This window comes from Vibrio sp. MED222 (assembly GCF_000153005.1).
GTDB classification, from domain to species: domain Bacteria; phylum Pseudomonadota; class Gammaproteobacteria; order Enterobacterales; family Vibrionaceae; genus Vibrio; species Vibrio tasmaniensis_A.
This window is the reverse complement of record NZ_CH902606.1, coordinates 989,943-1,015,555: the sequence shown is the minus strand read 5'-3', so window position 1 is coordinate 1,015,555 and position 25,613 is coordinate 989,943. Positions and strand designations below refer to the sequence as shown.

Annotated in this window: 20 protein-coding genes; 10 read left to right on the top strand and 10 right to left on the bottom strand. The window is 44.3% G+C overall.

The window, feature by feature from the left end:
• The first annotated feature begins 254 nt into the window (after nucleotides 1–254).
• The 5 genes from MED222_RS17150 to MED222_RS17170 all read left to right on the top strand — a co-directional run bounded on the left by MED222_RS17150 (nucleotide 255) and on the right by MED222_RS17170 (nucleotide 6,347).
• Nucleotides 255–1,076 carry a phosphate ABC transporter substrate-binding protein gene (locus MED222_RS17150; RefSeq protein ID WP_009845822.1) on the top strand — a complete coding sequence of 274 codons (822 nt, stop codon included), beginning with the start codon at nucleotides 255–257 and terminating at the stop codon, nucleotides 1,074–1,076.
• A 124-nt stretch (nucleotides 1,077–1,200) separates the two neighbouring features.
• Complete coding sequence (pstC, locus tag MED222_RS17155) at nucleotides 1,201–2,130, top strand: phosphate ABC transporter permease subunit PstC (RefSeq protein ID WP_009845821.1); 930 nt, start codon at nucleotides 1,201–1,203, stop codon at nucleotides 2,128–2,130.
• Nucleotides 2,131–2,194: 64 nt separating this feature from the next.
• Complete coding sequence (pstA, locus tag MED222_RS17160) at nucleotides 2,195–3,058, top strand: phosphate ABC transporter permease PstA (protein WP_012600195.1); 864 nt, start codon at nucleotides 2,195–2,197, stop codon at nucleotides 3,056–3,058.
• Between the two features lie 75 nt (nucleotides 3,059–3,133).
• Nucleotides 3,134–3,883, top strand: a complete 750-nt coding sequence (gene pstB, locus MED222_RS17165) for a phosphate ABC transporter ATP-binding protein PstB (protein WP_009845819.1) — start codon at nucleotides 3,134–3,136, stop codon at nucleotides 3,881–3,883.
• Nucleotides 3,884–4,202: 319 nt separating this feature from the next.
• On the top strand, nucleotides 4,203–6,347 hold the full coding sequence (locus MED222_RS17170) for a sensor domain-containing diguanylate cyclase (RefSeq protein ID WP_009845818.1): 2,145 nt from the start codon (nucleotides 4,203–4,205) through the stop codon (nucleotides 6,345–6,347).
• A gap of 135 nt (nucleotides 6,348–6,482) precedes the next feature.
• Here MED222_RS17170 and MED222_RS17175 read toward each other — a convergent pair whose 3' ends face one another.
• From MED222_RS17175 to MED222_RS17200, 6 genes are read right to left on the bottom strand one after another with little or no spacing between them, the layout of a single operon-like run.
• Nucleotides 6,483–8,165, bottom strand: a complete 1,683-nt coding sequence (locus tag MED222_RS17175) for a BatD family protein (protein WP_009845817.1) — start codon at nucleotides 8,163–8,165, stop codon at nucleotides 6,483–6,485.
• A 2-nt stretch (nucleotides 8,166–8,167) separates the two neighbouring features.
• On the bottom strand, nucleotides 8,168–10,126 hold the full coding sequence (locus MED222_RS17180) for a VWA domain-containing protein (protein ID WP_009845816.1): 1,959 nt from the start codon (nucleotides 10,124–10,126) through the stop codon (nucleotides 8,168–8,170).
• A complete protein-coding gene (locus tag MED222_RS17185) occupies nucleotides 10,119–11,111 on the bottom strand; it encodes a vWA domain-containing protein (protein WP_009845815.1) in 993 nt (330 codons plus the stop codon). Before MED222_RS17185 ends, MED222_RS17180 begins: the two co-directional genes overlap by 8 nt.
• The gene (locus MED222_RS17190) at nucleotides 11,104–11,589 is read right to left on the bottom strand and encodes a DUF4381 domain-containing protein (RefSeq protein ID WP_009845814.1); all 486 of its coding nucleotides are present in this window, start codon (nucleotides 11,587–11,589) and stop codon (nucleotides 11,104–11,106) included. Before MED222_RS17190 ends, MED222_RS17185 begins: the two co-directional genes overlap by 8 nt.
• Nucleotides 11,586–12,512 (bottom strand): DUF58 domain-containing protein, encoded by a 927-nt coding sequence (locus MED222_RS17195; protein WP_009845813.1) that lies wholly within the window; start codon nucleotides 12,510–12,512, stop codon nucleotides 11,586–11,588. The genes MED222_RS17190 and MED222_RS17195 overlap by 4 nt, the downstream gene beginning before the upstream one ends.
• A 10-nt stretch (nucleotides 12,513–12,522) precedes the next feature.
• A complete protein-coding gene (locus MED222_RS17200) occupies nucleotides 12,523–13,479 on the bottom strand; it encodes an AAA family ATPase (RefSeq protein ID WP_009845812.1) in 957 nt (318 codons plus the stop codon).
• A gap of 463 nt (nucleotides 13,480–13,942) precedes the next feature.
• Between MED222_RS17200 and MED222_RS17205 the strand changes: the two genes are divergently transcribed.
• Both MED222_RS17205 and MED222_RS17210 read left to right on the top strand, forming a co-directional pair.
• A complete protein-coding gene (locus tag MED222_RS17205; protein ID WP_009845811.1) occupies nucleotides 13,943–15,859 on the top strand; it encodes a methyl-accepting chemotaxis protein in 1,917 nt (638 codons plus the stop codon).
• Between the two features lie 338 nt (nucleotides 15,860–16,197).
• Complete coding sequence (locus MED222_RS17210; protein WP_009845810.1) at nucleotides 16,198–16,398, top strand: chromosome segregation ATPase; 201 nt, start codon at nucleotides 16,198–16,200, stop codon at nucleotides 16,396–16,398.
• Nucleotides 16,399–16,690: 292 nt separating this feature from the next.
• On the opposite strand, the gene malK is transcribed toward MED222_RS17210, so the two are convergent.
• Complete coding sequence (gene malK, locus MED222_RS17215; RefSeq protein ID WP_009845809.1) at nucleotides 16,691–17,803, bottom strand: maltose/maltodextrin ABC transporter ATP-binding protein MalK; 1,113 nt, start codon at nucleotides 17,801–17,803, stop codon at nucleotides 16,691–16,693.
• Between the two features lie 665 nt (nucleotides 17,804–18,468).
• Between malK and malE the strand changes: the two genes are divergently transcribed.
• The 3 genes from malE (at nucleotide 18,469) to malG (ending at nucleotide 22,205) form a co-directional block, all read left to right on the top strand.
• Entirely contained in the window at nucleotides 18,469–19,653 is a 1,185-nt protein-coding gene (malE, locus tag MED222_RS17220) for a maltose/maltodextrin ABC transporter substrate-binding protein MalE (protein ID WP_009845808.1), read from the top strand.
• A gap of 78 nt (nucleotides 19,654–19,731) precedes the next feature.
• Entirely contained in the window at nucleotides 19,732–21,303 is a 1,572-nt protein-coding gene (malF, locus tag MED222_RS17225; protein WP_009845807.1) for a maltose ABC transporter permease MalF, read from the top strand.
• An 11-nt stretch (nucleotides 21,304–21,314) separates the two neighbouring features.
• Entirely contained in the window at nucleotides 21,315–22,205 is an 891-nt protein-coding gene (gene malG, locus MED222_RS17230) for a maltose ABC transporter permease MalG (protein WP_009845806.1), read from the top strand.
• Between the two features lie 573 nt (nucleotides 22,206–22,778).
• On the opposite strand, the gene MED222_RS17235 is transcribed toward malG, so the two are convergent.
• The 3 genes from MED222_RS17235 to MED222_RS17245 all read right to left on the bottom strand — a co-directional run bounded on the left by MED222_RS17235 (nucleotide 22,779) and on the right by MED222_RS17245 (nucleotide 25,572).
• Nucleotides 22,779–23,051, bottom strand: a complete 273-nt coding sequence (locus tag MED222_RS17235; protein WP_012600205.1) for a hypothetical protein — start codon at nucleotides 23,049–23,051, stop codon at nucleotides 22,779–22,781.
• Between the two features lie 230 nt (nucleotides 23,052–23,281).
• Entirely contained in the window at nucleotides 23,282–23,785 is a 504-nt protein-coding gene (locus MED222_RS17240; RefSeq protein WP_009845804.1) for an acyl-CoA thioesterase, read from the bottom strand.
• Between the two features lie 893 nt (nucleotides 23,786–24,678).
• Complete coding sequence (locus MED222_RS17245) at nucleotides 24,679–25,572, bottom strand: DMT family transporter (RefSeq protein ID WP_009845803.1); 894 nt, start codon at nucleotides 25,570–25,572, stop codon at nucleotides 24,679–24,681.
• Nucleotides 25,573–25,613: the final 41 nt, after the last annotated feature.

Genomic DNA, 25,613 nt, shown 5'->3' with positions numbered 1-25,613 from the left:
GCGGTAATTGGTAATATTCGGAGTTGGTGGAATGTTGAACGATTTGGGTTAAATAGATTGAAATAAATGTTTAACGTTTATGAGTTATTTAAACTTATTGCTTCAAGGTTATTTGACACGAAAAAAGACGAAAATAAATGTCAGCTGTCATATAGGCTTCAATTTAATGAAACACAACTGTCACATTCAGATTCTAAAGTGGGCACCGTTCAAGTTAAACACAACGGCAATAACGCCACTTAAGGAAATTTGTGATGAAAAAGACAGTTATCGGTGCAATCGCTCTTTTAGGTGCACTAACAGTGACTCCAGCTTCAGCTAAAGAAACTATTTCAGCAGTTGGTTCAAGCAGCGTGACGCCACTGATGGAAGTTTTCTCTGAAACATACATGAAAACGAATTCAAACGTATTTATCGAAGTACAAGGCCCTGGTTCGTCTGCTGGTGTTAAAGCGGCGAAGAACGGCAGTGCAGATTTAGGTATGTCTTCTCGTAACCTTAAAGATAGCGAGAAAGAAACAACACTAGTTGAAGAAGTGGTTGCTCGTGACGGCATCGCAGTCGTGGTTAACCCTAAGAATGGTCTTGACGGTCTAACGGCTGAGCAAGTAACGGCTATCTACAAAGGTGAAGTAACAAACTGGAAAGACGTTGGTGGTGCGGACAAGCCAATCGTAGCAATCACTCGTGATACAGCATCTGGTACTCGCGGTGCATTCGAAGACATCATGTCTCTTAAAATGAAGATTTCTGGCACGAAAGTATCAGCAATCTCTCAACGTGCTCAAGTTGCTAACGGTAACGGTGCACTAAAAACAATGGTTGCATCTAACCCTTACGCAATCGGCTATATCTCTTTAGGTACAGTAGATAACTCAGTAAACGCGCTTGCAATTGACGGTACTGAAGCATCTGTAGACAACGTTAAGAACGGTTCTTACAAAGTAGCTCGTCCTTTCCTAGTACTTTACAAAGAAGGTAAGCCTTCTTCTGAAACTCAAAAGTTCCTAGATTGGATGCTAACTGACGAAGCTCAATCTCTTGTTGAGAACAAAGGCTACATCTCAGTTAACTAATCTATATCTCAATTAATTAAATATTGCTCAGCCTACCTTTTCAGGCTGAGCCTTTTCTATCCCACTTCGAGTTAATCCGTACGCTTATACAGCGTGTTAAGGATTTCGATATGTGAGACTTGTTATGACCATCGCAACGAATAGTGAACAGCTTATGAATAGCGAAGCGACTCAACTGAAACGCGGCTTACGTAAAAAGAAGCGTGTAGATTGGAAAGAGCGTATTTTTCACGGCTTATTTCTTACTAGCGCAATCATCGGCATCGTATCCCTTGCTGTTATTGCTTTTTTCATCGTTAGAGAAAGTATCCCTGCGTTCCAGGAAGCGGGCCTATCGGGCATCGTGCTAGGACAGAACTGGCTACCACCAGCACTTTACGGTGTTGCTACCATGATTGTGGCATCTGTCGTATCGACATTAGGTGCAGTAGTGGTCGGTGTGCCGATTGGTGTGTTAACGGCAATCTTTATTGCTGAAATCGCGCCAAAGCGTCTGGCGGACATCATTCGTCCTGCTGTCGAATTGCTAGCGGGTATACCTTCGGTAGTTTACGGCTTCTTCGGACTCGTTATTATCGTTCCCCTGATTCAAAACGTATTTCAAGTGCCTGCAGGTAACACGATTTTGGCGGGTATTATTGTTCTGGGTGTGATGATCCTTCCGACGGTAATTACGGTTTCTGAAACCTCAATCCGTGCTGTACCAAGAACGTACAAAGAAGGCTCTTTAGCGTTAGGTGCTTCAAAGATCTTTACCATCTTTAAGTTGCTCGTTCCGGCTGCTCGCTCAGGCATCATGACGGGCGTAATTTTGGGTATTGGCCGTGCTCTTGGTGAAACGATGGCAATCATTATGGTGATGGGTAATGCGCCAGCAATGCCTGAAGGTATTCTAGATTCAGCGCGTACACTAACCGCGAACATTGCGATTGAAATGTCTTACGCGAGTGGTATTCACGCAAGTGCGCTCTATGCGACGGGTGTTGTTCTCCTTGTTTTCATCATGTCTCTGAATGCAATTCTCCTTTACTTGAACCGTGAGAAGGCGAGGTAACATAATGTCTTTAGAAAATAACGTAGCACCTCAAGCTAACCCTACGAATTCGCAAGGTAAGACGATGAATAAAATCGCGTTAAAGAAAGCCCGCGCACGTAAAGACGCCGTTCTGAGTGGTTTTATATGGGCTGCTGCCGCGTTAACGGTGGGCTTCTTGTTCTGGATTATGTGGTACATCCTCTCAAACGGCTTACAGCACGTTGATTGGAATTTCATCACGGATGACTACACGCGAACGGGCGATGAGCACGGCATTTTTCCGATGATCATCTCGACCATCTACATGGTTATTGCTTCGATTGCGGTTGCGGCGCCATTGGGTATCATGACGGCAATCTACCTGACTGAATACGCAAAAGTAGGCAGTCGCTTAGTTAAGATCATTCGATTTTGTACCGAGTCATTAGCAGGTATTCCGTCAATCATCTTCGGTTTGTTTGGTATGACATTTTTCGTGGCTATTTTAGGTTTAGGTTTCTCTATCCTATCGGGCGCGTTGACACTGAGTATCTTGATTCTTCCAGTGATTATACGTACTACTGAAGAAGCATTGATGGCGGTATCTCAAACTTATCGCGAAGGATCGTATGGTTTAGGTGCTTCTAAAATCTACACAATCTGGCGTTTGATTCTACCAAGTGCAATGCCGGGTATTATCACTTCAGTTATTCTGAGTATTGGTCGTGTTATTGGTGAATCAGCGCCAGTATTCTTGACCGCAGGTATGGTTGCTCGTATCCCAGATTCACTATTGGATTCTGGCCGTACATTAACCGTTCACTTATATAAGTTAACGACTGAGCTATTTACCATTGAAGAATGGAATCAAGCATACGGCACAGCAACAGTACTGATTGTTCTTGTACTGCTGATCAACACACTCACGAAGTTGATCGCAAGACGTTTTAATACTGCAACTTACTAAGCAGGGTTTTCTAGAGCCAAATGAGCTCCTAAAACAAAAACAGTACAGACTTTGACGAATTACGAGATTACGAATATGAACAAATTTAATATTAAAGACCTAGACCTTTTTTACGGCGAAAACCAAGCGCTTAAATCAATCAACCTACCCGTGCCAGAGCGCCAAGTGACCGCTTTGATTGGCCCGTCGGGTTGTGGTAAATCAACGCTATTACGTTGCTTGAACCGAATGAACGATCTTATTGAAGGTGTAAAAATCACCGGCCTTCTTGAGATGGATGGCGATAACATCTACGGCAATATCGATGTGGCTGATCTACGTATTAAAGTCGGCATGGTTTTTCAAAAGCCAAACCCATTCCCAATGAGCATCTATGAAAACGTGGCATACGGACTACGTGCTCAAGGGATCAAAGACAAAAAGCACATTGATGAAGTGGTTGAAAGTTCACTTCGCGGCGCGGCGCTTTGGGATGAAGTGAAAGATCGTTTGAAAGCACACGCATTCGGTTTGTCTGGTGGTCAGCAGCAGCGCCTGTGTATTGCTCGCACCATCGCAATGCAACCTGACGTAATTTTGATGGATGAACCTACTTCAGCACTTGATCCAATTGCGACTCATAAAATAGAAGAGTTGATGGAAGATCTGAAGAAAAACTTCACTATCGTTATCGTAACGCACTCAATGCAGCAAGCTCGTCGTATCTCCGACCGTACGGCTTTCTTCCTAATGGGGGAGCTTGTAGAGCACAACGAAACCAGCGTTATCTTCAGCGAACCAAAAGATGATCGCACTAAAGGTTATGTAAACGGTGACTTTGGTTAATTGCTTAATCGATAACGTGGTCAATACCACTAACTGAAACGCAGGTTAGATAATCGATACGATTTACAAAATTATCACTATAACTATAAGCGATGGAAGTTTTGCCCCACTTTAGGTGGGGCTTTTTTATGCTGTTAAAAAGCATCACATGTCGACGAAATTTTGGGCAGGAAATCCCATTTTTGTAGTCCTTCTCATGCTTGTGATAATGCAAAAGGTCAAATTGCGACCCACTTAACATCTCATTTTTAGTTACATTGATTGCATATCAAGGCTTCTGTATTTTTGCGTTATTCTTATTAGCCAATGGATCAACGCCGTGCATGTTAAAGCCTTTGCAAAACAGATATCTGCTACGCGTGACCACCGTTTATTGGCTGAGTCTCTGTTTGACTACCTGATTAAAATGCTTGGTCCCCAAGGGATCGGAATATTTTCAGAGCCAATACCAGAAAGCGACTCGTTACCGTTGTTTTCCTACGGTGAATTAACCTCTCTTGATCATTACCCTTCAACATTTTGGCCATGGGTTTCACAGTTCGACACTGCAGACGGTGTGTTACCGATGTCGCTCAATACGTGCAAGTGGGATCACAGTAAAACGCTTGGTGGAGAGTCGTTCATCATGATGCTCGACAACGCCCCAGCCTGTAGAACTTATTTAATTATTCAAAATTGCATCGCAGAAAAAGTTAATCAAACCTTTGACCAAGGGCTGGATGGCCTTCAATTAGCGGCGGCTCGCTGGCAGTGTATTCGCGCAGAAAAAAATGCAGCTATCGAGATTAAGCATAGGGATACACGTGAAGCGCAATATCTTGATGAAATTAAGCTTCGAGAGTTGTTTGTCGAGAATATGAAATTGGTTCATCAGGTGGCGTTAGAGCTCTCGAACCCTGAATCATTGGATGCACTCTACAAAGCATCGGTAGAGGCGGTACGCGATAGACTTGGTTTTGATCGCGCCATATTTATGTTGCTTGATATGAAAAAGCGTTGCTTTAGTGGCACCTACGGCACCGATGAACTAGGAAAAACCAACAGCGAACATCACACTCAATATGACCTGCATCAGCTTGAATCGGAATATATCGAGGCATTGTCTGACAACCACACTAACTTGGTCGTTATTGAACATGCTCCACTCTACACTGAAGGTAAGGTTGTAGGGCAAGGGTGGAATGGCATGCTTATCTTGCGTGAAGGGGATAAACCCGTAGGTTGGATTGCTATGGACAACTACATTCACCGCTCGCCAATTACCAATTACCAAAAGCAGATGCTTGAATCGTTCGGCTCTCTGCTGTCTCAGATATACATTCGTAAACGCCAAGAACTGAACATCCGAATGCTGCATTCGAGTATGGTTGAGTTGTCTCGCTGCGATAGCGTCAGTGCTGTATGTAAGTCTGCCGTCAGTTTTGCTATTCAGCATTTAGGCATTGATCGATTAGCCGTTTTCCTTACCGATAAAAATTGCAGTTACATGCAAGGTACTTGGGGTACCGATATAAAAGGCGATATTGTCGATGAGTCTTATTATCGCTCCGAGCTGGTAGAGCGTGACATTGTGTCTGCAGCTCGTACTTACCCTAACCAAGTCGCTTTTGAAGAATCGGTCCCTATTTATCATGATTACAATATTGTCGGGGTTGGCTGGACGGCAATGACAATGCTCACCACAAATACAGGCGTTCCGATTGCGTTTATCGCTGCGGATAATTTGCTAACACGAAGCCCTTTAACTTCACAACTGCGTGAAGTTATACGTATCTTCGCCTCTAGCCTTGCTGAAGTATTGCAAAGAACCATGGCGCAAGAGGAGATCAAAAAGCTCAATGAAACCCTAGAACAAGAGGTTAGCAAGCGAACTCAAGAGCTTGAAAATGCCAATGAACAGCTCGATGTGATTTCTAAACTCGACCCGCTGACTCGTCTTGGTAACCGCCGTATGCTGTCACAAGTTTTAGATGATCTGAATTGTGAAGAACAAGGTGCATTTGCTACGCAGAATGAGGTCACCTTTGGGTTAATTCTTGTCGATCTTGACCATTTTGGTTTGTACAACAGTGTCTATGGCCATACTGAGGGGGATGTCGCTTTACGTGCCATTGGCAAGATACTGAGCACTCATGTTTACGGTGATCAAGAAACCTTCTGCCGTATCGGCGGTGAGGAGTTTATGTTGTTGATGATCGGCACCAATCACACAACAACAAAGCATCGTGCAGAGTCGATTCGACAAAGTATTGAAGATGCAAAAATTCTCCATTGTAAAAGTAGCACTAGCCAATATTTAACCGCGTCTGTGGGTTATGCATCGATAACTTCGGATCAGCGCCAGTTCGATTTTGATTTGTTGTATGGCAAGGCAGATAAGGCTTTGTATAAGGCGAAAGATTCAGGGCGAAATAGAATTGTCTCCGCTCTAAAGCGAAGAAAGGTTGCGGCTACACTGACTTAGTGCGGTATCTGTTTTTCCCGTTCTCAAAAACGACTGAAGCCATGATGTTCACAATGTGGTCATCACGGCTTCGTTCTTTTTTTTACTTAGATTTTCTGCCTAATTAGCTTTCTGCTTACTTAGAACACCGGTTAATTAAAGCCTTTCTAATGTGCTCTTGTGTGCTTTGTTCGAGATGCGTTTTGGTTTCTTAACCGCTTTGATTGCCTCAGTAGGCTCCCATGGCTGACTTAGTGAGTCATCTTCAGCATAGAGGCTCTGATTTAGCTTGGTGAGCTCAGCTTCGATTGTTTCTAACGTCTCATCACTCAAGTCTGGGTTTTCTGTTTTCCACTGTTCGAACAAGGTTCTCGTCTTCACACCGTCTTTCATTTTCAGAGCTGCAATCAGCGCTTCTGCCGTATCGGATTGACGTTCATCTTTTTGCTTTGATCTTACTGCTGTAGCGCGGCGTGACCAGAAGTAGAAAGCAAACGCCGAGCTGATTAACCATAATGCTGCAAACAGCGCTGTTAGATAAGGCCACATTCCTGGGTTTTCAACGGTAACAATCGTCGGGCTGGCTTGTTGTGCCGGTGCTTCAATCGCTGGAGGAGGCATACTTGATGTTGCTCGCTCACTAGCTTGTACCGACAATTTTAAGCCAAGCGCTTTAGTGGTTTGTTCCGATTGCGTATCGGTGTTGAACCAAGCTTGAGACACATCAGGAAGCGAGATATTTCCGGCCTCTTTCGGAATCAATATTTGCTTATAAACGACCACAGCATCACCAGACTGGGTTGTGCCAAATTGCGGTTTCTCTTCATACACGCGCACCGATTTAGGGTAGGTGATGTTCAGTTTTGGTAACTGGTGTTGGGTCAAGTTGCTGGCTGTCATTGTGATGGTACGAGTTAACGAATCGCCGGCTTCCATTTCAATATTCTGCTTGTCGCCACCTAAAGCATTGCTACCTGTCAGCTCGTTGCCTTGGCTATCTGACCATTTCTGAATCAACTTGAAGTTCGATGTTGGTAACCACTCACCTTGATAGCCTTTTGGTACAGGATTCACTGTGACATCTAAGGTTTCAACGGGCGTGTCGAGTTGGAAAAGGCGCGTTGTGCTTGAGTTGTTGGTTGAGTAAACAACAGCACCGGTTAACTTTGGCCCTTGAAGCTGAAATTGTCCTGCTTGTTGTGAGGATATATGGAAAGATTGCTGAACAACGGTGACTTCTTGTCCGTTGATAACATCTTGGAACTGTTTCGACTCACCGATGGGTTCCACGTCCAAATTTGATGAGTTTGGTAGAGAGATTTGGGGATCTTGTAATCTTCTTGGATCCGCTTTGATGATGAGTTTTACATCAAGTTCCGCGACCTCTTGAGGGTATAGCGAGTCTTTACTCAGATTAAGTTGAAACTCGGCCATATCACTCTGCTTTGGAGCTGCTTTATTAACCGAAACGTTGATGGTGATCGGCTTAGTTTTAGCGCCTTCAATATCAAAGCTAGGAATCTCTAATCGGCCTAATCGAAGTGGGGCAAGGGTAATATTCCACTCGCTAGACACAGTGCGGCTACCATTGATGATTCGCATTGATGACCCAAAGCTTGGGGTGCCGACGTAGAAATTCTTCTGAAGGAAGGTTAGATCTAAAGCACCGGACGATACTTTTTCATCGGTCGCCACTCTAAGTAGGAAGACTTCATCTTTGGTAACACTGTTTTGCGAAACACTCGCCACAGCGGTCGCTGCGAATACAGAGTGTGACGAGAAAACACCGATTAGCAGTGTCAGTAGCATTGATAAAAATGGCTTGTTTAAAGATCGCATGGTTACCACTTTTTGTTTTGGTTGTTAGGAGTACTTTTTTGGCGTGCTTGTAGAATCATTTGCGCTTTAAGCAGTTGGCTCGGGTCACGGGCGCTTTCTACTTGCTCAAGCTTTCGCATATCCGGATCGCTCGACATAGGTTGACCTGATGCTTGTGCTGCAGCTGGTTGAGTGTTGTTATCACTGTCTTCCTTAGCAGCCTCTTGTGCTTGGGCAGTTTGAGATGCTAAGTCACCTTTGTCCTGTGAGTGTTTATCTGCTTGATCCGCTTTGTTTTGTTGCACAGCTTGCTTGTCGCTTTCTTCATCCGTCTTGGAATCAGAGCGGCTATCATCAGCTTGGCTTTGGTCAGTATTCTGATCTTGGTTTTCACTTTGATCTTGTTTGTTGCTTTGATCTTGGCTACCACTTTGACTTTGCGACTTCCCATTGTCAGCTGAGCTTTGTTGTTGATCCTGCGAGCTTTGCGAAGAATCGTCTTGCTGACCTTGCTGACCTTGCTGACCTTGCTGACCTTGCTGACCTTGCTGGTCTTGTTCGTTTTGGTCTTTGGACTTAGAATCGTCTTGCTGTTGCTGTTGCTGTTGCTGTTGCTGTTGCTGTTGCTGTTGCTGTTGCTGTTGCTGTTGCTTCCGAGCCTGTTCGACAATCTCTAGATTCTTCTTCGCGTAAGCATGTTCTGGGTTACTTTCGAGAATACGTTGATACTCTTTTATCGCTTGGTCGTACTTACCTTGCTTTGCTTGTGCATTGGCGAGGTTGTAGCGAGCATCTTCGCCAGAAAGACCTTGTAGCGTCTGTTCGGCCGCTTCGAAATCACCGGCTTTGTATTGCGCGATGCCTTTCCATTCTTGTTGTTCGAACTGTTCTGCGGCTTGTTGAAAGTCCTCATCTTGATACAACTGATAACCCACTTGGTCATCGGTTTTCCAAGGATTTGCAAACGCAGTATTCGGTTGGCTGAACGAGACAAATACAGCTAGACCACACCAAATGACCCCTTTTCGAAATAGCCCAAGTGCAGGAAGTAACAGAAACGGCAATAACCAGAAACCGTTGTTCACTCTGGTGTTGAGTGAGTTATTGGTTTTAGTCACTTCTGATGTTGTCGCAACTCGGTCGAGGTAACTTGCGATGTGTTCAACGTCTGAGTTATCCAATTGCAATTCAGTGAATGTGCCGCCAGAGCGACGAGTCAGGTCGCGCATATTGTCTACGTTGGTTTTCGCAACCACGGTTTGTCCTGAGTCGGTCTGTAACATCGAACCGGTAGGTAACGAGATCGGCGCGCCGCTTTCCGTACCTACAGCCAAGACTGATAACGTCCAATTACTACCAGAGAGTAGCGAGTCGATATCTTTCTTCTCTTGACCATCAATATCATCAGCAATCAGTACTAGATCGCCTTGGTAGATATGAGCATGAGTCATCATCTCAATCGCAAGCTTAACTGCCGATGCTGCATTGCCGCCTTGGAAGGGCATGATATCTGGTGATAGGTTGGGTACGAGGTTCTTGATGGTGTTGATGTCAGACGTTAGCGGACTGATGGTGTAAGCATCTCCGGCGTATGCCACCATTCCCGTTAGGCCTTCTTTCCAGAGTGATAGTAGATCCAAAGCCTTGTATCGCGCCTGTGTTAAACGGTTCGGCTTAATATCAGTGGCATACATAGACATCGACATATCCATGATCACAACTCGCGCCTGTGTTTTTTCAAAGCTTGGTTGTTCATTTTTTTCAAAGCTTGGACCGGCCAATGCGATGACACCGACCAACCACCAAACACCGAAATAAGTGCTGCGGTTTTTCGAGGGTTTGTTCGATTCAGGAGCCAAATAACGGGCGATGTGTGACGCTAATAACCCTTGCTTGGATTGTCTCTTGCTAAGCCACCAAATTGCGGGCAGCACGGCAAGAGCCAAGAACCAATATGGGTAGATAAAAGTAAAGTTAGACATTGTTTCTCCTAATGGCTAACAGCATAAATGCAAAGAACATGGCCGCAGACAGAGGCCAGACAAACCACTCTTGTTGTGGTCGCCAGATCTTAGTGGCATTCGTCACGGGCTCTAACTGGTTGATGGTGTCGTAAATCGTTGCCAGCTCTTTGCTGTCTCGCGCTCGGAAGTACTGACCGCCAGTACGTTTGGCGATTTCCATTAGAGTACGTTCATCCAAGTCTTGAGCAGTATTGACCTTACGAGTCATGAAGAACTCTTTGACCATCATTTCACCCGCACCGACACCCACGGTGTAAATTGTGGCGTTGTATTTCTTTGCAATATCCGCCGCTTCAAGTGGATCTAATACGCCCGCGGTATTACTGCCGTCACTGAGTAGAATCATTACACGCTGAGGAGCGTCGCTGTCGACAAAGGTTTTGGTGGCAAGGCCGATACCATCACCGATCGCAGTTTGAGTACCAATCAGCTTTAGCACTGCTTGATTGAGCTGTTGTGAAAGCGTGTCTCTATCTAACGTCAGTGGCGTCTGCAAGTAGGCGTGATCAGCAAATAGCACCAATCCAACTCGGTCGCCTTTTCGTCGCTCAATAAAGTCACTCAATACATGTTTCACCGCAGATAAGCGGTCAATGTATTCGCCATTAAACTGCATGTCTTCTTGGCTCATTGAGTAGGAGAGGTCGACAACCAACATCAAATCACGGTGTTTCGGCTGAAACTCAACCGGTTCACCGTACCAAACAGGGCGTGCCATGGCCGTTACCAATAAAAGCCAGATGATGACCGATAACGCCTTGGGTAAGCGACTGCTCGGTGTTTTGGTATTGCTGTCCTCGGGCAAAAACGGAAGCCTTAGAGCGCTGCTTGATTCTGATTTTGGTGAGAATAGGTAAATAAGGAGCGGCAGTGGTACTAGGATAAACATCCACCACCAAACAAACTCCACATCGAGTAAACCCATATTTAGAAAATCATTCATAACGACCTCGCTTTGGAGGAAGGGCTTTACGAAGCCAGATTTCGCAGTCGTTAACCAATTGCTGTTGAGCCTTTTTCTGTTCGTCGGTCATTAAGGTTGCATCTTGGTAGAGCGCTTGTTGCCATTGCGATTGTTTTGCGGCGAACAAAGGTTTTGCCAATTGCGCATCTAAGAACGTCAACCAATCATCACCAGATAAGCCTGCCACTTTTTCGCGTGGGAAATAGCTTAGTGCTGCCTGACGAACGATGTCTTGAGCTGCACTCGGAGACAAGGTATTTGAAGGCTGACTATCACGAAAGCAAGCAAGTGCTTCGTTCTTCGCGTATTGGTTCTTTTGTCTTTTGTTTACAATGAAAAATACTAAGGCGATCAGAACAATGGCCGTGATAATGATTAACCACCAACCCCATGCCAAAGGCCACCATGACGGTGCGCTTGGCGTAATAATAGGGCTCAAGTCGAGAGGTTGATTCATGACTGAACTCCTGATACTTGGCTCATTAACGATTGCGCACAAGACAATGAACTGTATGGGATCGCCAAAGAAAGGCTCATTTGCATAAGCTGTTGTTGCTTCTGATCAAATGCGTGACTGAGCTTTTCCTTTTCCTTGCTTGATGAAAAGTTAAACCATTGCGTTTTATTGCCGTCGGTGATCTGTTTTGAACCTTTGAAAGCAGTGACACCTTGCTCTAATGGATCGTAAAAATGCACCAAGCGAACCCGATTATGTCGACGTATTTGATTGATAAGTGAGTAATTACTTTCGCTATAACGAACAAAATCACTGAGCATAATGATATCGCTGCCTTTCGGGCAAAGCTGATGAAGAGACTTCAGCCCATGCTCTAAGGTTGTGTTGCTGTGATTGTTTGGGTTAGTCAGCGCTGCGTTATTGATTTCTATGACTTTTTGTAAAATACGCAGCGGAGCGTGGTTGCTAGCACTGGGTTTAATCTCAATGATCTCTTGGCCAGTATCGATCACTGCACCAATACGGTCTTTTTGAGCGACGGTTAACCAGCAAAGTTGGCTGGCAAAGTGTGCGAGTTGAACCGATTTAAGCAACAAGGTTGAGCCGAAAATCATACTGCTCGACAGATCTAAGAACAAAATCACAGGCTGTTCTCTTTCTTCAGAAAACAGTTTGGTGTGCGCCTTGCCTGTTCTCGCCGTGACGCGCCAATCAATGCTGCGGATATCGTCGCCCGCCTGATATTGACGAACCTCAGAGAAATTCATCCCGCGACCTTTACGATTGCTTTCGTGCTGGCCGTTAAGTTGCGACCACAGGCTCTTGGCTGGAGGCAACCAGCGAACAGACTGCGCTTTGTATTGCAGCAGTTCGTCCAGGCTTAACGTGACACCGTCACTATGGTTGGGTAATTGATTCTTCATGCGCGTATCCCTATGCGCTACCAACCAACGAGAGAAGGTGTGCGATCACTTGGTTTGCAGTGACCCCTTCGGCTTGTGCGTGGTAGCTACGAAGCAGGCGGTGACGCAGTACAGGGAATGCCATCGCTTGAACATCTTGTGGAGTAACATAGTCGCGGCCAGCAAGCCAAGCGTGAGCGCGGGCACAACGGTCTAACGCGATGGTTGCACGCGGGCTAACACCCATGTCTAACCATTGATCAAGCTGGTCGCTGTATTGCTTAGGTTGGCGCGTCGCCATTACCAGTCTGATGATGTACTGCTCAATGGTGTCTGCCATATGAATGTTGAGTACTTCTTGGCGGGCTTCAAAGATCGTTTGCTGAGATATCTCTTGTGGCTGAACAGATTCGTTGCCTTGAGCTTCGCCTCTGTTTAGGCGCAAAATCTCCAGCTCACTTTCCATGTCTGGATAAGCCACTTCTAAATGCAGCAAGAAACGGTCTAATTGAGCTTCTGGTAGCGGGTAAGTGCCTTCTTGCTCAATTGGGTTTTGCGTTGCCATTACCAAAAACAAATCGGGTAAGGCATAGGTTTTTCGTCCCGCCGTCACCTGCTTCTCAGCCATCGCTTCTAGCATTGCGGCTTGCACTTTCGCCGGAGCACGGTTGATCTCATCCGCCAGAATAAGCGAGTTGAAAATCGGGCCCGATTGGAAGGTGAATTCTCCCGTTTCTGGACGAAATATATCGGTACCCGTTAAATCAGCAGGTAACAAATCTGGCGTGAATTGAATGCGGTGGAAGTCTCCCTCGACACAGTCAGCCAATGATTTTACTGCGCGAGTTTTTGCTAGCCCGGGAGGCCCTTCAACGAGGATATGACCATCGGCCAAAAGGGCTATCATCAGCTGCTTAACAAGCTCTTTTTGACCAATGATTTGAGACTCTAAATAGTTTTGAAGGACTTCGAAATTTGTTTTGTGCATTTTGGACTCTCTGGGTATCCATTTGATTTTTATTTTGAGTATTGGTCACTGATTACTAGGAAAAAGTTCCAGTACGTTTGTGGAATTTATTTTTTCAAAATTGGAATTATTTACAAGCGGTTAACGAGAAAAAACCACTAAGCCATGGTTTGTACCATATCAATCGCTTTTTATATATCAAAGCTTCAGAGGCCTGTCGTTCAGTGAGCTTCGGGGAATCTCATTGTCCAGATAATTAAAATGAATGGTTACGTCTCACTGCATTAGTCTTGCTGATGGTTTTCTCTATAGAAGAATGGTTGCTTTGTTTCACCATGCTTACAAATTTTTGCGAAATACCTCTCTAGTTTGATGGGGGTTAGCCGATATATGGTGGAGAGAGTGCACTACTGGTTTAAGTGCACCAAAAAAAATCCTGTTCAGGATGTATAAATAACGAGCGATTCTTTTTAAAGGTCCAAATATGTTGAAAACTAACTCTCTGAGTATTAAACAAAAAGTTGTACTTGGAATTACCTTCGCAGTTCTTGCATCAACGGTGATTGTCGGTGCGATGGCACAAAAGCAAGCAAGAGATGTTTTGAGTCATCGATTAGTCGATATTGAGCTTCCGGGAATGTTAGAGCGAATTAATGGTGAAATTGACCGTGAAGTCTCTCAGCTATTGTTAGCTGCAGAACAAATTGCTTCGAATGAATTCATTTCTGACGCTATCGAATCGACCGATCGTGATGCCGTCTTAGAGAACAAGCTAGTAAAGCAATTGAACAATGTTCGTAACCAATACCAGCTAAATGATGCCTCAGTAGCGAACCGTCAAACGGCCTACTACTGGAACCAAGATGGCTTCTTGCGTCAACTCAATCAACAGCAAGATGGTTGGTTCTTTGGCTTTACGCAATCTGGCCAGCAGACAATGGTCAGTATGTTCCAAGAAGCGACAGGTGAAGTGAAAATGTTCGCTAACTACCAACAACCTTCTGGTTTAGCGATGTCTGGCTTATCGAAATCGATGGGTGACATGGTAAGTCTACTCAATAGTTTTAAGATCGAAGATACCGGTTTTGTTTTCTTAACGAATAGCCAAGGTGATGTTCAAATTCATCGCGAACGTTCGCTTAGTGATTCATCACTTCAACAACTTTACGGTCCTCAATCTAGTCAGTTGTTAAGCAAGTCAGGATTTAACCTGATTACAACGGAACATAAAGGACAAGAGTTGTTTGTCGCGAGTTTGTATGTGCCGTCAATGGATTGGTTCGTTGTTGGTGAAGTTCCGACGAGCGAAGTTTTTGCTGAGCTTGATGCAACGGCTAAACAGATGCTGATCATGACCGCTGTTGTAGCGTTAATCTTTATTCTGATGGGCGTGGTGCTAGCAAACAGTATTACTCAACCGATTAAACTTTTGGCTAAGCGATTCGGTGACCTTGGCGAAGGTGACGGTGACCTTGCTCAGCGTATCGAAGTGAAAGGCAACGATGAAATTGCACAGCTTTCAAAGGGCTTTAATGGATTCATCGAAAAGATTCACGAGTCGATGAAAGAGGTGTTTTCTACAAGCCAAGCACTTCAAGTCGCCGCTGAGAGTGTTTCTAACAAAGCGCACATCACCCACGACAATAGCCAAGAACAACGAGATCAAACTCTTCAGGTAGTTGCAGCCATTAACCAGATGGGCATGACAATCAGCGAGATTGCATCGAATGCGGCAACGGCTGCGGAAACGGCAACACAGGCTTCAGGCAATACTGAAGTAGGCCGATCTGTGGTAAACAAAGCAAAAGACGCGATCAGCCGTTTAGCGCAAGACATCGAAAGTACAGGTCAAGTGGTAGAGCAGTTAGCTTCAACGACTCAAGACATTGGCTCTATTTTGGGTGTAATTCGTGACATCTCTGAACAAACCAACCTACTAGCTCTGAACGCTGCTATTGAAGCTGCGCGTGCGGGTGAACAAGGTCGCGGCTTTGCCGTTGTAGCCGATGAGGTTCGTAACCTAGCAAGCCGTACCGCAGATTCTACTGAAGAGATTCAGAAGATGATCAACCAACTGCAAAGTGATGCTAAAGATGCCGTAACGGCGATGAGTGCAGGCAAAGTGATTACACTTGAAGGCGTATCGGCGTCGGATGAAGCGGTGGACGTACTGGGTGGTATTTCAGACCGTATCGTTGATATCACTGATCGTAACACTCAAGTGGCAACGGCAACGGAAGAGCAATCAACCGTAGTTCATACCATCAACCAGAATATTGAAGAAATCAACGCGATTAACGAAGTGACGACTGGAACCGCAGAGCAGCTTGCTGAAGCGAGCCAAGAACTTCAACAGCTTTCTTCTCGTCTAGATAAGATGGTTGGCTCGTTTAAGCTTTAATAGCGGATAAACTTGCAACACTTACATTGGAGCCGGATTCATTTCACGTGACCCCGGCTTTTTTACGTCTGATATGCTTGTTCGTTTGATACGGCACTTTACGTTTGATACGGCACTTTACGTTTGCTAGGCAGTTTATGTTTGGTGTGGCTTTTACGTCTGATGCTAATTGTTACGTTTGGTATAGCTTTTTACGTTGAACGTCGCCATTCAGACCGCAGTTCTGCATTTAAGCTGATGTTCACTTGATCTGGTTTCGGGCTTTGCACCTAATCGCCCTAGCATCATAGAGCGTAAATGAGTAAAATCTCGCTAGGTTTAATATTTAGGTAAGTATCATGAGCGATTTTGAAAAAGAACTAGAGCAGATGACTCAAGAGATGGGCGATGAGCCTGAAGTGAAACTTCCATCACTTGAAGAGCAAAAAGCGATCGTTGCTGAATTTAAGCGACTAGAAGCGGAAGGCAAACTGACACCTGAAGTGTTAGAACAGCATTTTGGCCAGTTCAATAAAACAAGTGATACGCCAATTCACTAAGTTATTTACTACGATTGGTATTAAAGTTGAGCAAGCCTATATCTTTATCGTTTAGATAGGATGGCTTTTAGCTCAAACAGATAAAGGTCTAGCATTCGCTAGGCCTTTTTTGTTTTTATACTGAACAGACAACAGACAACAGACAACAGACAACAGACAACAGACAACAGACAACAGACAAAGCGCGATCTATTTAATGAAAGTAAAACTCGTTGTCAGAAAATGAGAAATCCCCCTTACAAGGTAAGAGGGATTCGATACGGGCAAGTTATATCCTAAAACGACGAATTGATTAGTCGGTGCCGTACTCTTTGTACAAGCGACGACATGCTCTACCATCGCTATGGAACAAGTGACAACGGTGTGCAGGAATACCAATCGCTAGCTTGTCACCAGACTCAATCGTCAACGTGTCTGGCTGGCGATAGATAACGTCAGCATCGGCACTGTCGAGGTTTAGGTAAACTTGTGTTTCGTTACCGAGCTTCTCGACCATCAACACATCAGCTTCAATCGTCGCATCACCTGTTTCAGCAGACAACAAGTGCTCAGGACGAACTCCTAGAGACATACGGTCACCAGCGTTGACAGTCGTGCCATCAACTGGGATCCAGAAAGTCATACCGTTTGAAAGTTGTACCAATACGCGTTCTGCTTCAGCTTGTTCGATGTGAACCGACATAAAGTTCATTTTTGGTGAGCCAATAAAGCCAGCAACGAAACGGTTTTGAGGATAGTGGTAAAGATCAAGAGGTTTACCCACTTGAGAAACAAAACCACCATCAAGCACAACGATTTTATCCGCCATTGTCATCGCTTCAACTTGGTCGTGTGTTACATAAATCATGGTACAGCCCAGTTGACGCTGTAGCTTCGTGATTTGTGAACGCATTTGAACACGCAGTGCTGCATCCAGGTTAGATAGAGGTTCATCAAGTAGGAATACGTTTGGTTGAGAAACCAGAGTACGACCGATAGCAACACGTTGACGTTGACCACCAGACAATGCTTTAGGTTGACGTTCAAGAAGGTGACCAAGCTGAAGGATTTCTGCAGCATGTTCTACACGCTTGTCAATTTCAGCTTTATCGGCGTTTGCCAGTTTAAGACCAAAAGACATGTTGTCGTAGAGATTTAGGTGCGGGTAGAGCGCGTAAGATTGGAATACCATACCCACACCACGTTTTGATGGCTCAACATCGTTCATGCGTTGATCACCAATGTACAAATCACCAGACGTAATATCTTCTAGACCCGCGATACAGCGTAATAGCGTCGATTTACCACAACCTGATGGTCCAACGAATACTACGAACTCACCTTCGTTGATGTCTAAGGTTACGTCCTTAGAAATCTGTACATCACCATATGATTTATAAACGTTTTTTAACGTGACACTCGCCATCTAGCTTGTCCTCGATCGATCAAATTTTAAGTTTTACTGCTTATCATTATAAGGAATTTTTGGGTCAGCAGTAACTGTAGGAATTGGTAAGTATTGAGTGAGTAAGAAAAAAGTGGGTGGGACTTGGATTCTTTAACCAAGCCCACCCGTCATAGCCAAACTGGTGCCTATTTCCCCCACATCCAGCTAAATCTCCCCCGTGATTCAATCACAGATTTAGCTCGATGCTTAATAAAGACAACAGCGGGCAGTGAAGCCAACTAAATGAAGAATGCGTCAACGCATAACATTCGCTGGTAAAGGGTTCTTACTATCCACTCTTGGATGAATGCAGTTTCGGTGAATTCGCGTAATGGTACATCCTCCCAATAGAAAATTAACTAGGGGGAGTAGGAGGGGAGGAGTAGATAAAGGGGGTTATCTATAACTGGCGATCCAGTTCAAATAAATCCACCGCATAACGGTGATGTGGATCACGATGAGTATCTACTTTGTGACTTCGCTCGCCAATCTTACCGGATGACGATCACGAAATTAGGCCATAATAGCTAGGGCGTAGTGGCTAGGATGATGAGCTGTCATTGATTTTCTCAGATCATAGCCTCCGAAAACTGGCTCGTCTTAATTGAATGCGCCCTACGTATAAATATAAAAAGGATATTGACATGAAAAACGCTCTAAGCGCTGTAGCTCTAGGCACAATCGTTGCTCTGGGTTCTTTTGGTGCAAACGCTGCTATCGAAGAAGGTCAACTAACTATTTGGGTTGGTGGCGACAAAGCTTATGAAGGAATGGCTGAAGTAGGTAAACGCTTTGAAGAAGATACTGGTGTTAAAGTAACCGTCGCTTTCCCTGACAAACTAGAAGAGAAATTCTCTCAGGTTGCAGCAGCTGGCGATGGCCCAGACATGATTTTCTACGCACACGACCGTTTTGGTGGTTTTGCAGAAGCAGGTCTTCTTGTTGATATCAAACCTTCTAAGGAAACTAAAGAAGGTATCGTAGACTTCGCATGGGATGCTGTTTCTTACGACGGTAAAACAATCGCTTACCCAGTTGCAGTTGAGTCAGTTTCTCTTATCTACAACAAAGCACTTGTTCCCAATCCACCTAAGTCTTGGGAAGAGATCCCTGCACTAAACGCTAAGCTTCAAAAAGATGGCAAGAAAGCAATCATGTGGCCTCTACGTGGTGGCGCTTACTTCACATGGCCTCTACTTGCAGCTGACGGCGGTTACGCGTTCAAGCAAACAGCGGAAGGTTACGACATTAAAGATGCAGGCGTAGCGACTGACGGTGTTCAGAAGTCTCTAGGTTTCATTGAGAAGATGGTAAAAGACAAAGTTATTTCTGCGGATATGGATTACTCAGTTGCTGAGTCTGAATTCGTAGCGGGTAACGTTGCAATGACAATTAACGGTCCTTGGGGCTGGGCAAACATCGAGAAAGCTGGCGTAGATTACGGCGTAGCAACATTGCCTAAGTTCAACGGTAAAGCGTCTAAGCCATTCGTTGGTGTATGGGCTGGTGGTATCAGCACCGCTTCTCCAAACCGTGATCTAGCCGTTGAGTTTATGGAAAACTACCTACTAACTGATGAAGGTATGAAGAGCTTGAACGACGACAAGCCACTAGGCGCTGTTGCTCTTAACTCTTTCCAACGTCAACTAGACAGCGACACTCGTATTGCAGCAACAATGGATAACGCGATGAACGGCGAAATCATGCCTAACATCCCTCAGTTCACAACATTCTGGTACAGCATGGAAGAAGCTATTGGCAACGTAGTTGATAGCCGTCAATCAGTAGAGCAAGCACTAAAAGGTGCTGAAGCTCGAATGACTAAGTAACAACCAAGCACTACCTTTTAAGGAGGGGGCAACCTCTCCTTACTTTTCTATTTTTATATCTCGTTAGCAGGTTCCTCTATGCAGTCAGTTCAAGGTTCAGATGCGATCCCGGCACCATCAAGCCTTCCAGGCAGTAAAAGCGTCTTCATCAAATGGGGGTTGCTTGGTAGTGTTGGCTTAATTAATGGCTACGCTACAATTTTAATGTATTCTCGCGGTGAGCTCGCATTTGCGCTGCTTACTGTGATTTTAACGGCTTTGGCTCTTTACATTTTTGGTAGTAAGAAAACTTACGCCCACCGTTATATTTACCCCGGTATTGCCGGAATGATCTTATTCATTCTTTTCCCACTGGCATATACCGTAGGGCTTGCGTTTACTAACTACAGCGCAAAAAACCAGCTCTCTCTAGAGCGTACTCAAACCGTTCTTTTAGACCGTTCATTCCAAAGCGGTGAAAGCTACCCATTTACTTTGTACAAAACAGATAACGGTCACCAGATCGTTGTGAAAGATGGCGACCAGCTGTTAGCAACTGATGTATTTTCTCTGGAAGGCATGACATCAACAGAGATGGACCTATCTGCAATTGACTCTGTACAAGGTGAAAAAGAGAAGATCAAAGCGATCATCCAAAATCGCTCTGTGATCAGTGGTGTCGATTTCCATCTGCCAAATGGTGATGACATCCGCATGAGCGGCTTACGTAAATTTGCTGCCGTTGCACCGCTTTACACTCTTCAAGATGACGGGGAAACGTTATACAACAATGAATCTGGTGAAATATTGAAACCAAACATGGAAGTGGGTTTCTACCAACCGGTTGACGAGAAAGGTGAGTTTATCGGTAACACCATTTCTCCAGGATTTGTTGTAGACATTGGTACAGCCAACTTTGAACGTGTTTGGAAAGATGACGGCATCAAAGAACCGTTTATCAGTATCTTTATTTGGACGGTTGTATTCTCCATTTGTACGGTAGCCTTCACACTTGCAATTGGTTTGGTTCTGGCAAACGTTGTGCAGTGGGAAGAGCTGAAAGGCCGTGCTGTGTATCGTGTTCTACTAATTTTGCCTTACGCCGTACCAGCATTTATCTCGATTCTTATCTTTAAGGGCCTATTCAACCAGAGCTTTGGTGAGATTAACATGGTGCTTGAGAGTATCTTTGGTTTAAGCCCAAACTGGTTCTCCGACCCGATCTTAGCGAAAACCATGGTGTTGATTGTTAACACTTGGCTAGGCTTCCCTTACATGATGATTCTATGTATGGGTCTACTAAAAGCGATTCCTGAAGATTTGTACGAAGCGTCAGCAATCGATGGTGCTAACTTCCTTGATAACTTCAAGCGAATCACTTTTCCATTGATGATAAAACCGTTAACACCGCTATTGATTGCAGCGTTTGCCTTTAACTTCAATAACTTTGTCATGATTCAACTATTGACGAACGGTGGCCCGAACATGATTGGTACTTCTGAGCCAGCGGGTTACACAGACTTGCTTGTAAGCTACACGTACCGAATTGCATTCGAAGGCGGTGGTGGTCAAGACTTTGGTCTAGCAAGTGCAATCGCAACGCTTATCTTCCTATTGGTTGGTGCCCTAGCGTTACTAAACCTTCGTTTCACTAAATTGACTCAAGATTAAGGAGCACGACAATGGCTATGGTACAAGGTAAGAGCCTTAAATACCGAGTATGGGCAACGCATATTGCGCTGTGGTGCTTCTTAGCGCTAATTATTTTCCCACTACTGATGATTATTGCTATCTCATTCCGCGAAGGTAACTTTGCAACCGGTAGCTTGATTCCAGACAACCCATCTTTGGAACACTGGAAATTGGCTCTGGGTATGTCAGTGACGAATGCTGATGGCTCAGTTACTCCGCCTCCATTCCCAGTACTGACTTGGCTGTGGAACTCAATAAAAGTAGCGGGTATTACGTCAATTCTTATTGTTACACTGTCGACAACATCGGCTTACGCATTTGCTCGTATGCGCTTTAAAGGTAAAGAAACTATCCTGAAAGCGATGATGATTTTTCAAATGTTCCCTGCGGTATTGGCTCTAGTGGCTATCTACGCACTGTTCGACAAATTAGGGCAATACATCCCATTCTTAGGCTTGAATACGCATGGCGGTCTGATCTTCTCGTACTTGGGCGGTATTGCATTACACGTTTGGACGATTAAGGGCTACTTTGAGACGATTGATAACTCTTTGGAAGAAGCTGCAGCATTAGATGGCGCAACACCTTGGCAAGCGTTCAGATTGGTTCTATTACCACTGTCAGTACCCATCCTAGCGGTTGTATTCATTTTATCTTTCATTGGTGTTGTTGGTGAGGTACCAGTTGCTTCCATCCTATTATCGGACGTGAACTCTTACACGCTAGCGGTAGGTATGCAGCAGTACCTATATCCTCAGAACTACTTATGGGGCGACTTTGCGGCAGCAGCGGTACTTTCCGCACTTCCGATTACTATCGTGTTCTTACTGGCTCAGCGTTGGTTAGTTGGCGGTTTGACGTCGGGTGGTGTAAAAGGATAAGCTGTCCTTATAAGAAAGACAAAAGAGCGACCGTTAGGTCGCTCTATATTGGCATTTTTATTACATCATTTGGTTTGGCCGCCGATCAGTAATAAAAATAACCCTCAGGTTACGCATAGCTGGCTACTAATCAGGTTCCTTACGCTATTAATGATTAGTGGTTTTTGTAACTCTAACCCAGGTACTTACTTGGGTTTTTTTATGCCCGCTACTTTTATCTCTATCTCTATCTCTATCTCAGTCTCTATCTCAGTCTTTTTGGTTTCTTTCAGTCATTAAATACTGAAGTACCTCTTTCCTGAATTTTTCCGGTTTCATCTCTCTAATTGAAGACATCAACGAGTCTCACAAATCAGACACTCAGTATAGGGGGCCGCAGCTCTATTGATATATGAGTAATATTTCCATGCGTGATACTTCAATAATTTGGATGCAACGGATCGGTCGATTACACAGAAAGTGCCTATAAAGGCAGGCTCGTGTTAATGTTTTGTGGTGGGTGTTCTCGGTAGTTATTGATTTGGTGGTAAATATTTCCAAGATGGAAGAAGAAAAGGAAGAGGTGATGTGAGACTAAAACTCTTTGCTAGAAGGTGCGCAACCTAAATGCTGAAGTAAAACATAGATGCTGTCTTGATAAAGAGCTACGCGACGAAACAGATCCGCAAACGTCTGATCACCGCCAAAACAAGCTTGGATATAGTGGTTAATTTCATTCGTGTCGTAGCCTTCGACGTACAAACTTCTAACCCATTGATACTCAACTGCTTTCAAGTTCGTCAGTGTAGATTCGCAAAGGGTGGGAAATGTCGTGCTCAAAAGTGGCTCCAAGAAATTTAAATACATCCATTATGATTGGCGGTATTTAAACAGAGCAAAATGACGACTTTATTACAGTCAAAATAAATCCGTGAACAAGTATCGGATCATTTTAACTTTTGACTGGGTATCACGCTTTATAGTCAGCATTAGGTGTGTAACGGATTTACTTGGGTATAGAGAAGGAGTTGAAAATGCCAAGCAAGTACTGCCTGGCATCGTAATAAGGTTTTGTAGGTTAGATCTGCTAGTGGCGCCTATTTAAGATACTTCACGTGCGCTTCCATCTCTTCACCTATCTGCTTTCGCATGTTCATTAGGCGAATAGCCGAATCTCTTAATTCAATGTCTTCTGGCGTTTCTGGCACCCATTCTGGCACCTTAGTCGGGTTACCATTCTCATCAACAGCGACCATAATAACGATACAGTGAGTCGTTAGGCGGTTGTTGAGTTCTTTAGGGTCACTAGCTTGAACGTCGATAGCGATGTGCATAGAAGATGAACCCGTATAAATGACCTTCGCACTTACTTCAACAAGGTTTCCGACATGGATAGGAGCAACGAATCGAATACCACCAGCGTAAGCGGTAATACAGTACTTACCACTCCATCCAGCAGAACAAGCATAAGCCGCTAAATCGACCCATTTCATTACTGCACCACCATGAACTTTACCACCAAAGTTCACATCCCCGGGTTCAGCTAAAAAACGCAGAGTAACGTCTCGTTTACCATCTTGTCGGCTATTGTGACTGCTCATCTATCTTCCTTCATTATTATCGTTCTGAATAACATGCTCGTTACTTGCTAATAACAATATACTTAAGATGACATAAATTAAAGCGGATAATCTCACTAACAAGACTATTTTTTCAAACAGATGGCGAGCTGATGACTATTGATGTTTAAAGGAGGTGTACGTGACGCTCCAACAGAGGAGTACTCTATCGAGCAAGTTGGCCGAAGGGTCGATTGCAAAAAAAAACACCTAGCGGAATGCTAGGTGTTTCTAAGCCGTGTGGTACTCATATCGGTACCTTTTTGAGTTAGCCAACTAACCGTCGCTTATCTGGTTTAGTTAAAGTGATGGTATCTTAATTAATCCCAAAACGATAGTTTTGATTGTTTTCTTATAAGCTCACTTTCTGTTCGAAAAGTATAGAACCTTCGCGTGGATATTTCCTTTCGTATTATTGCCAGAAAACTCTTTTAATGCATTTTGCAGTAATAATCTGTATTTATCGGGAAATTAAGGTGTTAAAACTAAATTGGCATCAATTTTAAAGTATTCACTTTTGTATAAACCAAAGTAACTAGACGGTTCTTTTGTTGCTATAACTTTTCTCAATGGCTCATAATGATCTGGGTTACATGAGTCGTGTGACCATAGGAGAGCGATTAGATCAACAGTTACCTGCTTTCTGGAGAGTTATTCTAACGCTTTGAACACTTAAACCGTACTTAGTGCATTAAATGGAAGTTGCTGAGATATTGCAATAGTAACACCATTATTAAGCGTACTTAAAAGCTTCATGAACGAAAAATAAAATCAGAGAGCATGAATCGAGAAATCGACAATAAACAACAGTACCTGCTAACGAGGCAGGTACTGAGTGGAAAATGGAATGGGGCATTGTCGCAGGTTAAGTGGGGTTAGTTTTGCTGAGGTTGGGGAGCCTCAAGCCTTGGTTTTCTTTTGATTTGCGTGAGGATGACGCCTGAAATCACCATTGCACCACCAATAATGTGGAACTGGTTAATCTTTTCACCCAGCCAGGTGGAAGCCAATACGATCGCGATAACTGGCATCAAATTCATAAACATCGCGCTTGAATCCGCGCCAATGGTATCAATCGCTTTCACCCACATCCAAGGCGCTAAAATTGAAGCGGCCACCGCGGCGTAAGCTATCAATGGTATCGCTTGTTGCGGTGGTAAAAGCTGTTCGCTGGTAAGCCAAAGTGGCGTAAGCATCGCGACAGCAAATAGACCCTGAATGTAAATCACCACCCAGCTACTGATTGGCATTTTCCAGCGTTTCAATAACACACAGTAAGAAGCATAAACAAAGGCCGCAATTAACATATAGCCATCGCCTTGAGTCAATTCTTGATGCATGAAGAATAACGGGTCGCCTTTACCTAACATCAGAGCTAAGCCTGACAGTGACAACACACCGCCAACAATACTCAAACTAGAAATCGACTTGTGCAACAGAGGGACGCTTAAAAACACACTGATCAATGGAACCAAAGAAGTGATCAGTGCCATGTTAGAAGCGGTTGTGGTTAAGCCCGCGTAATAACCTAGAGATTGGTTCAACACCATGCCCAAAAAGCCGAGGAACGCTAATTTTGATAGGTTTGGTTTAATGACAGCCCACTGTTTCATTACTGGGCGAATACAGAAAGGCGTGAGAATTAACATCGCAAAAAACCAACGGTAAAAACTCATCGCACTAGGTTCTATAGTGCTTGCAGCAAGCTTGTTGACGATTGCATTGGCGCCCCAGATACAGACTGTAAAAAATGGTAAGAGATAATGCATGTGAGTTCCGTCGCAAATGAGTTGATGTGGCTAGTTTGACA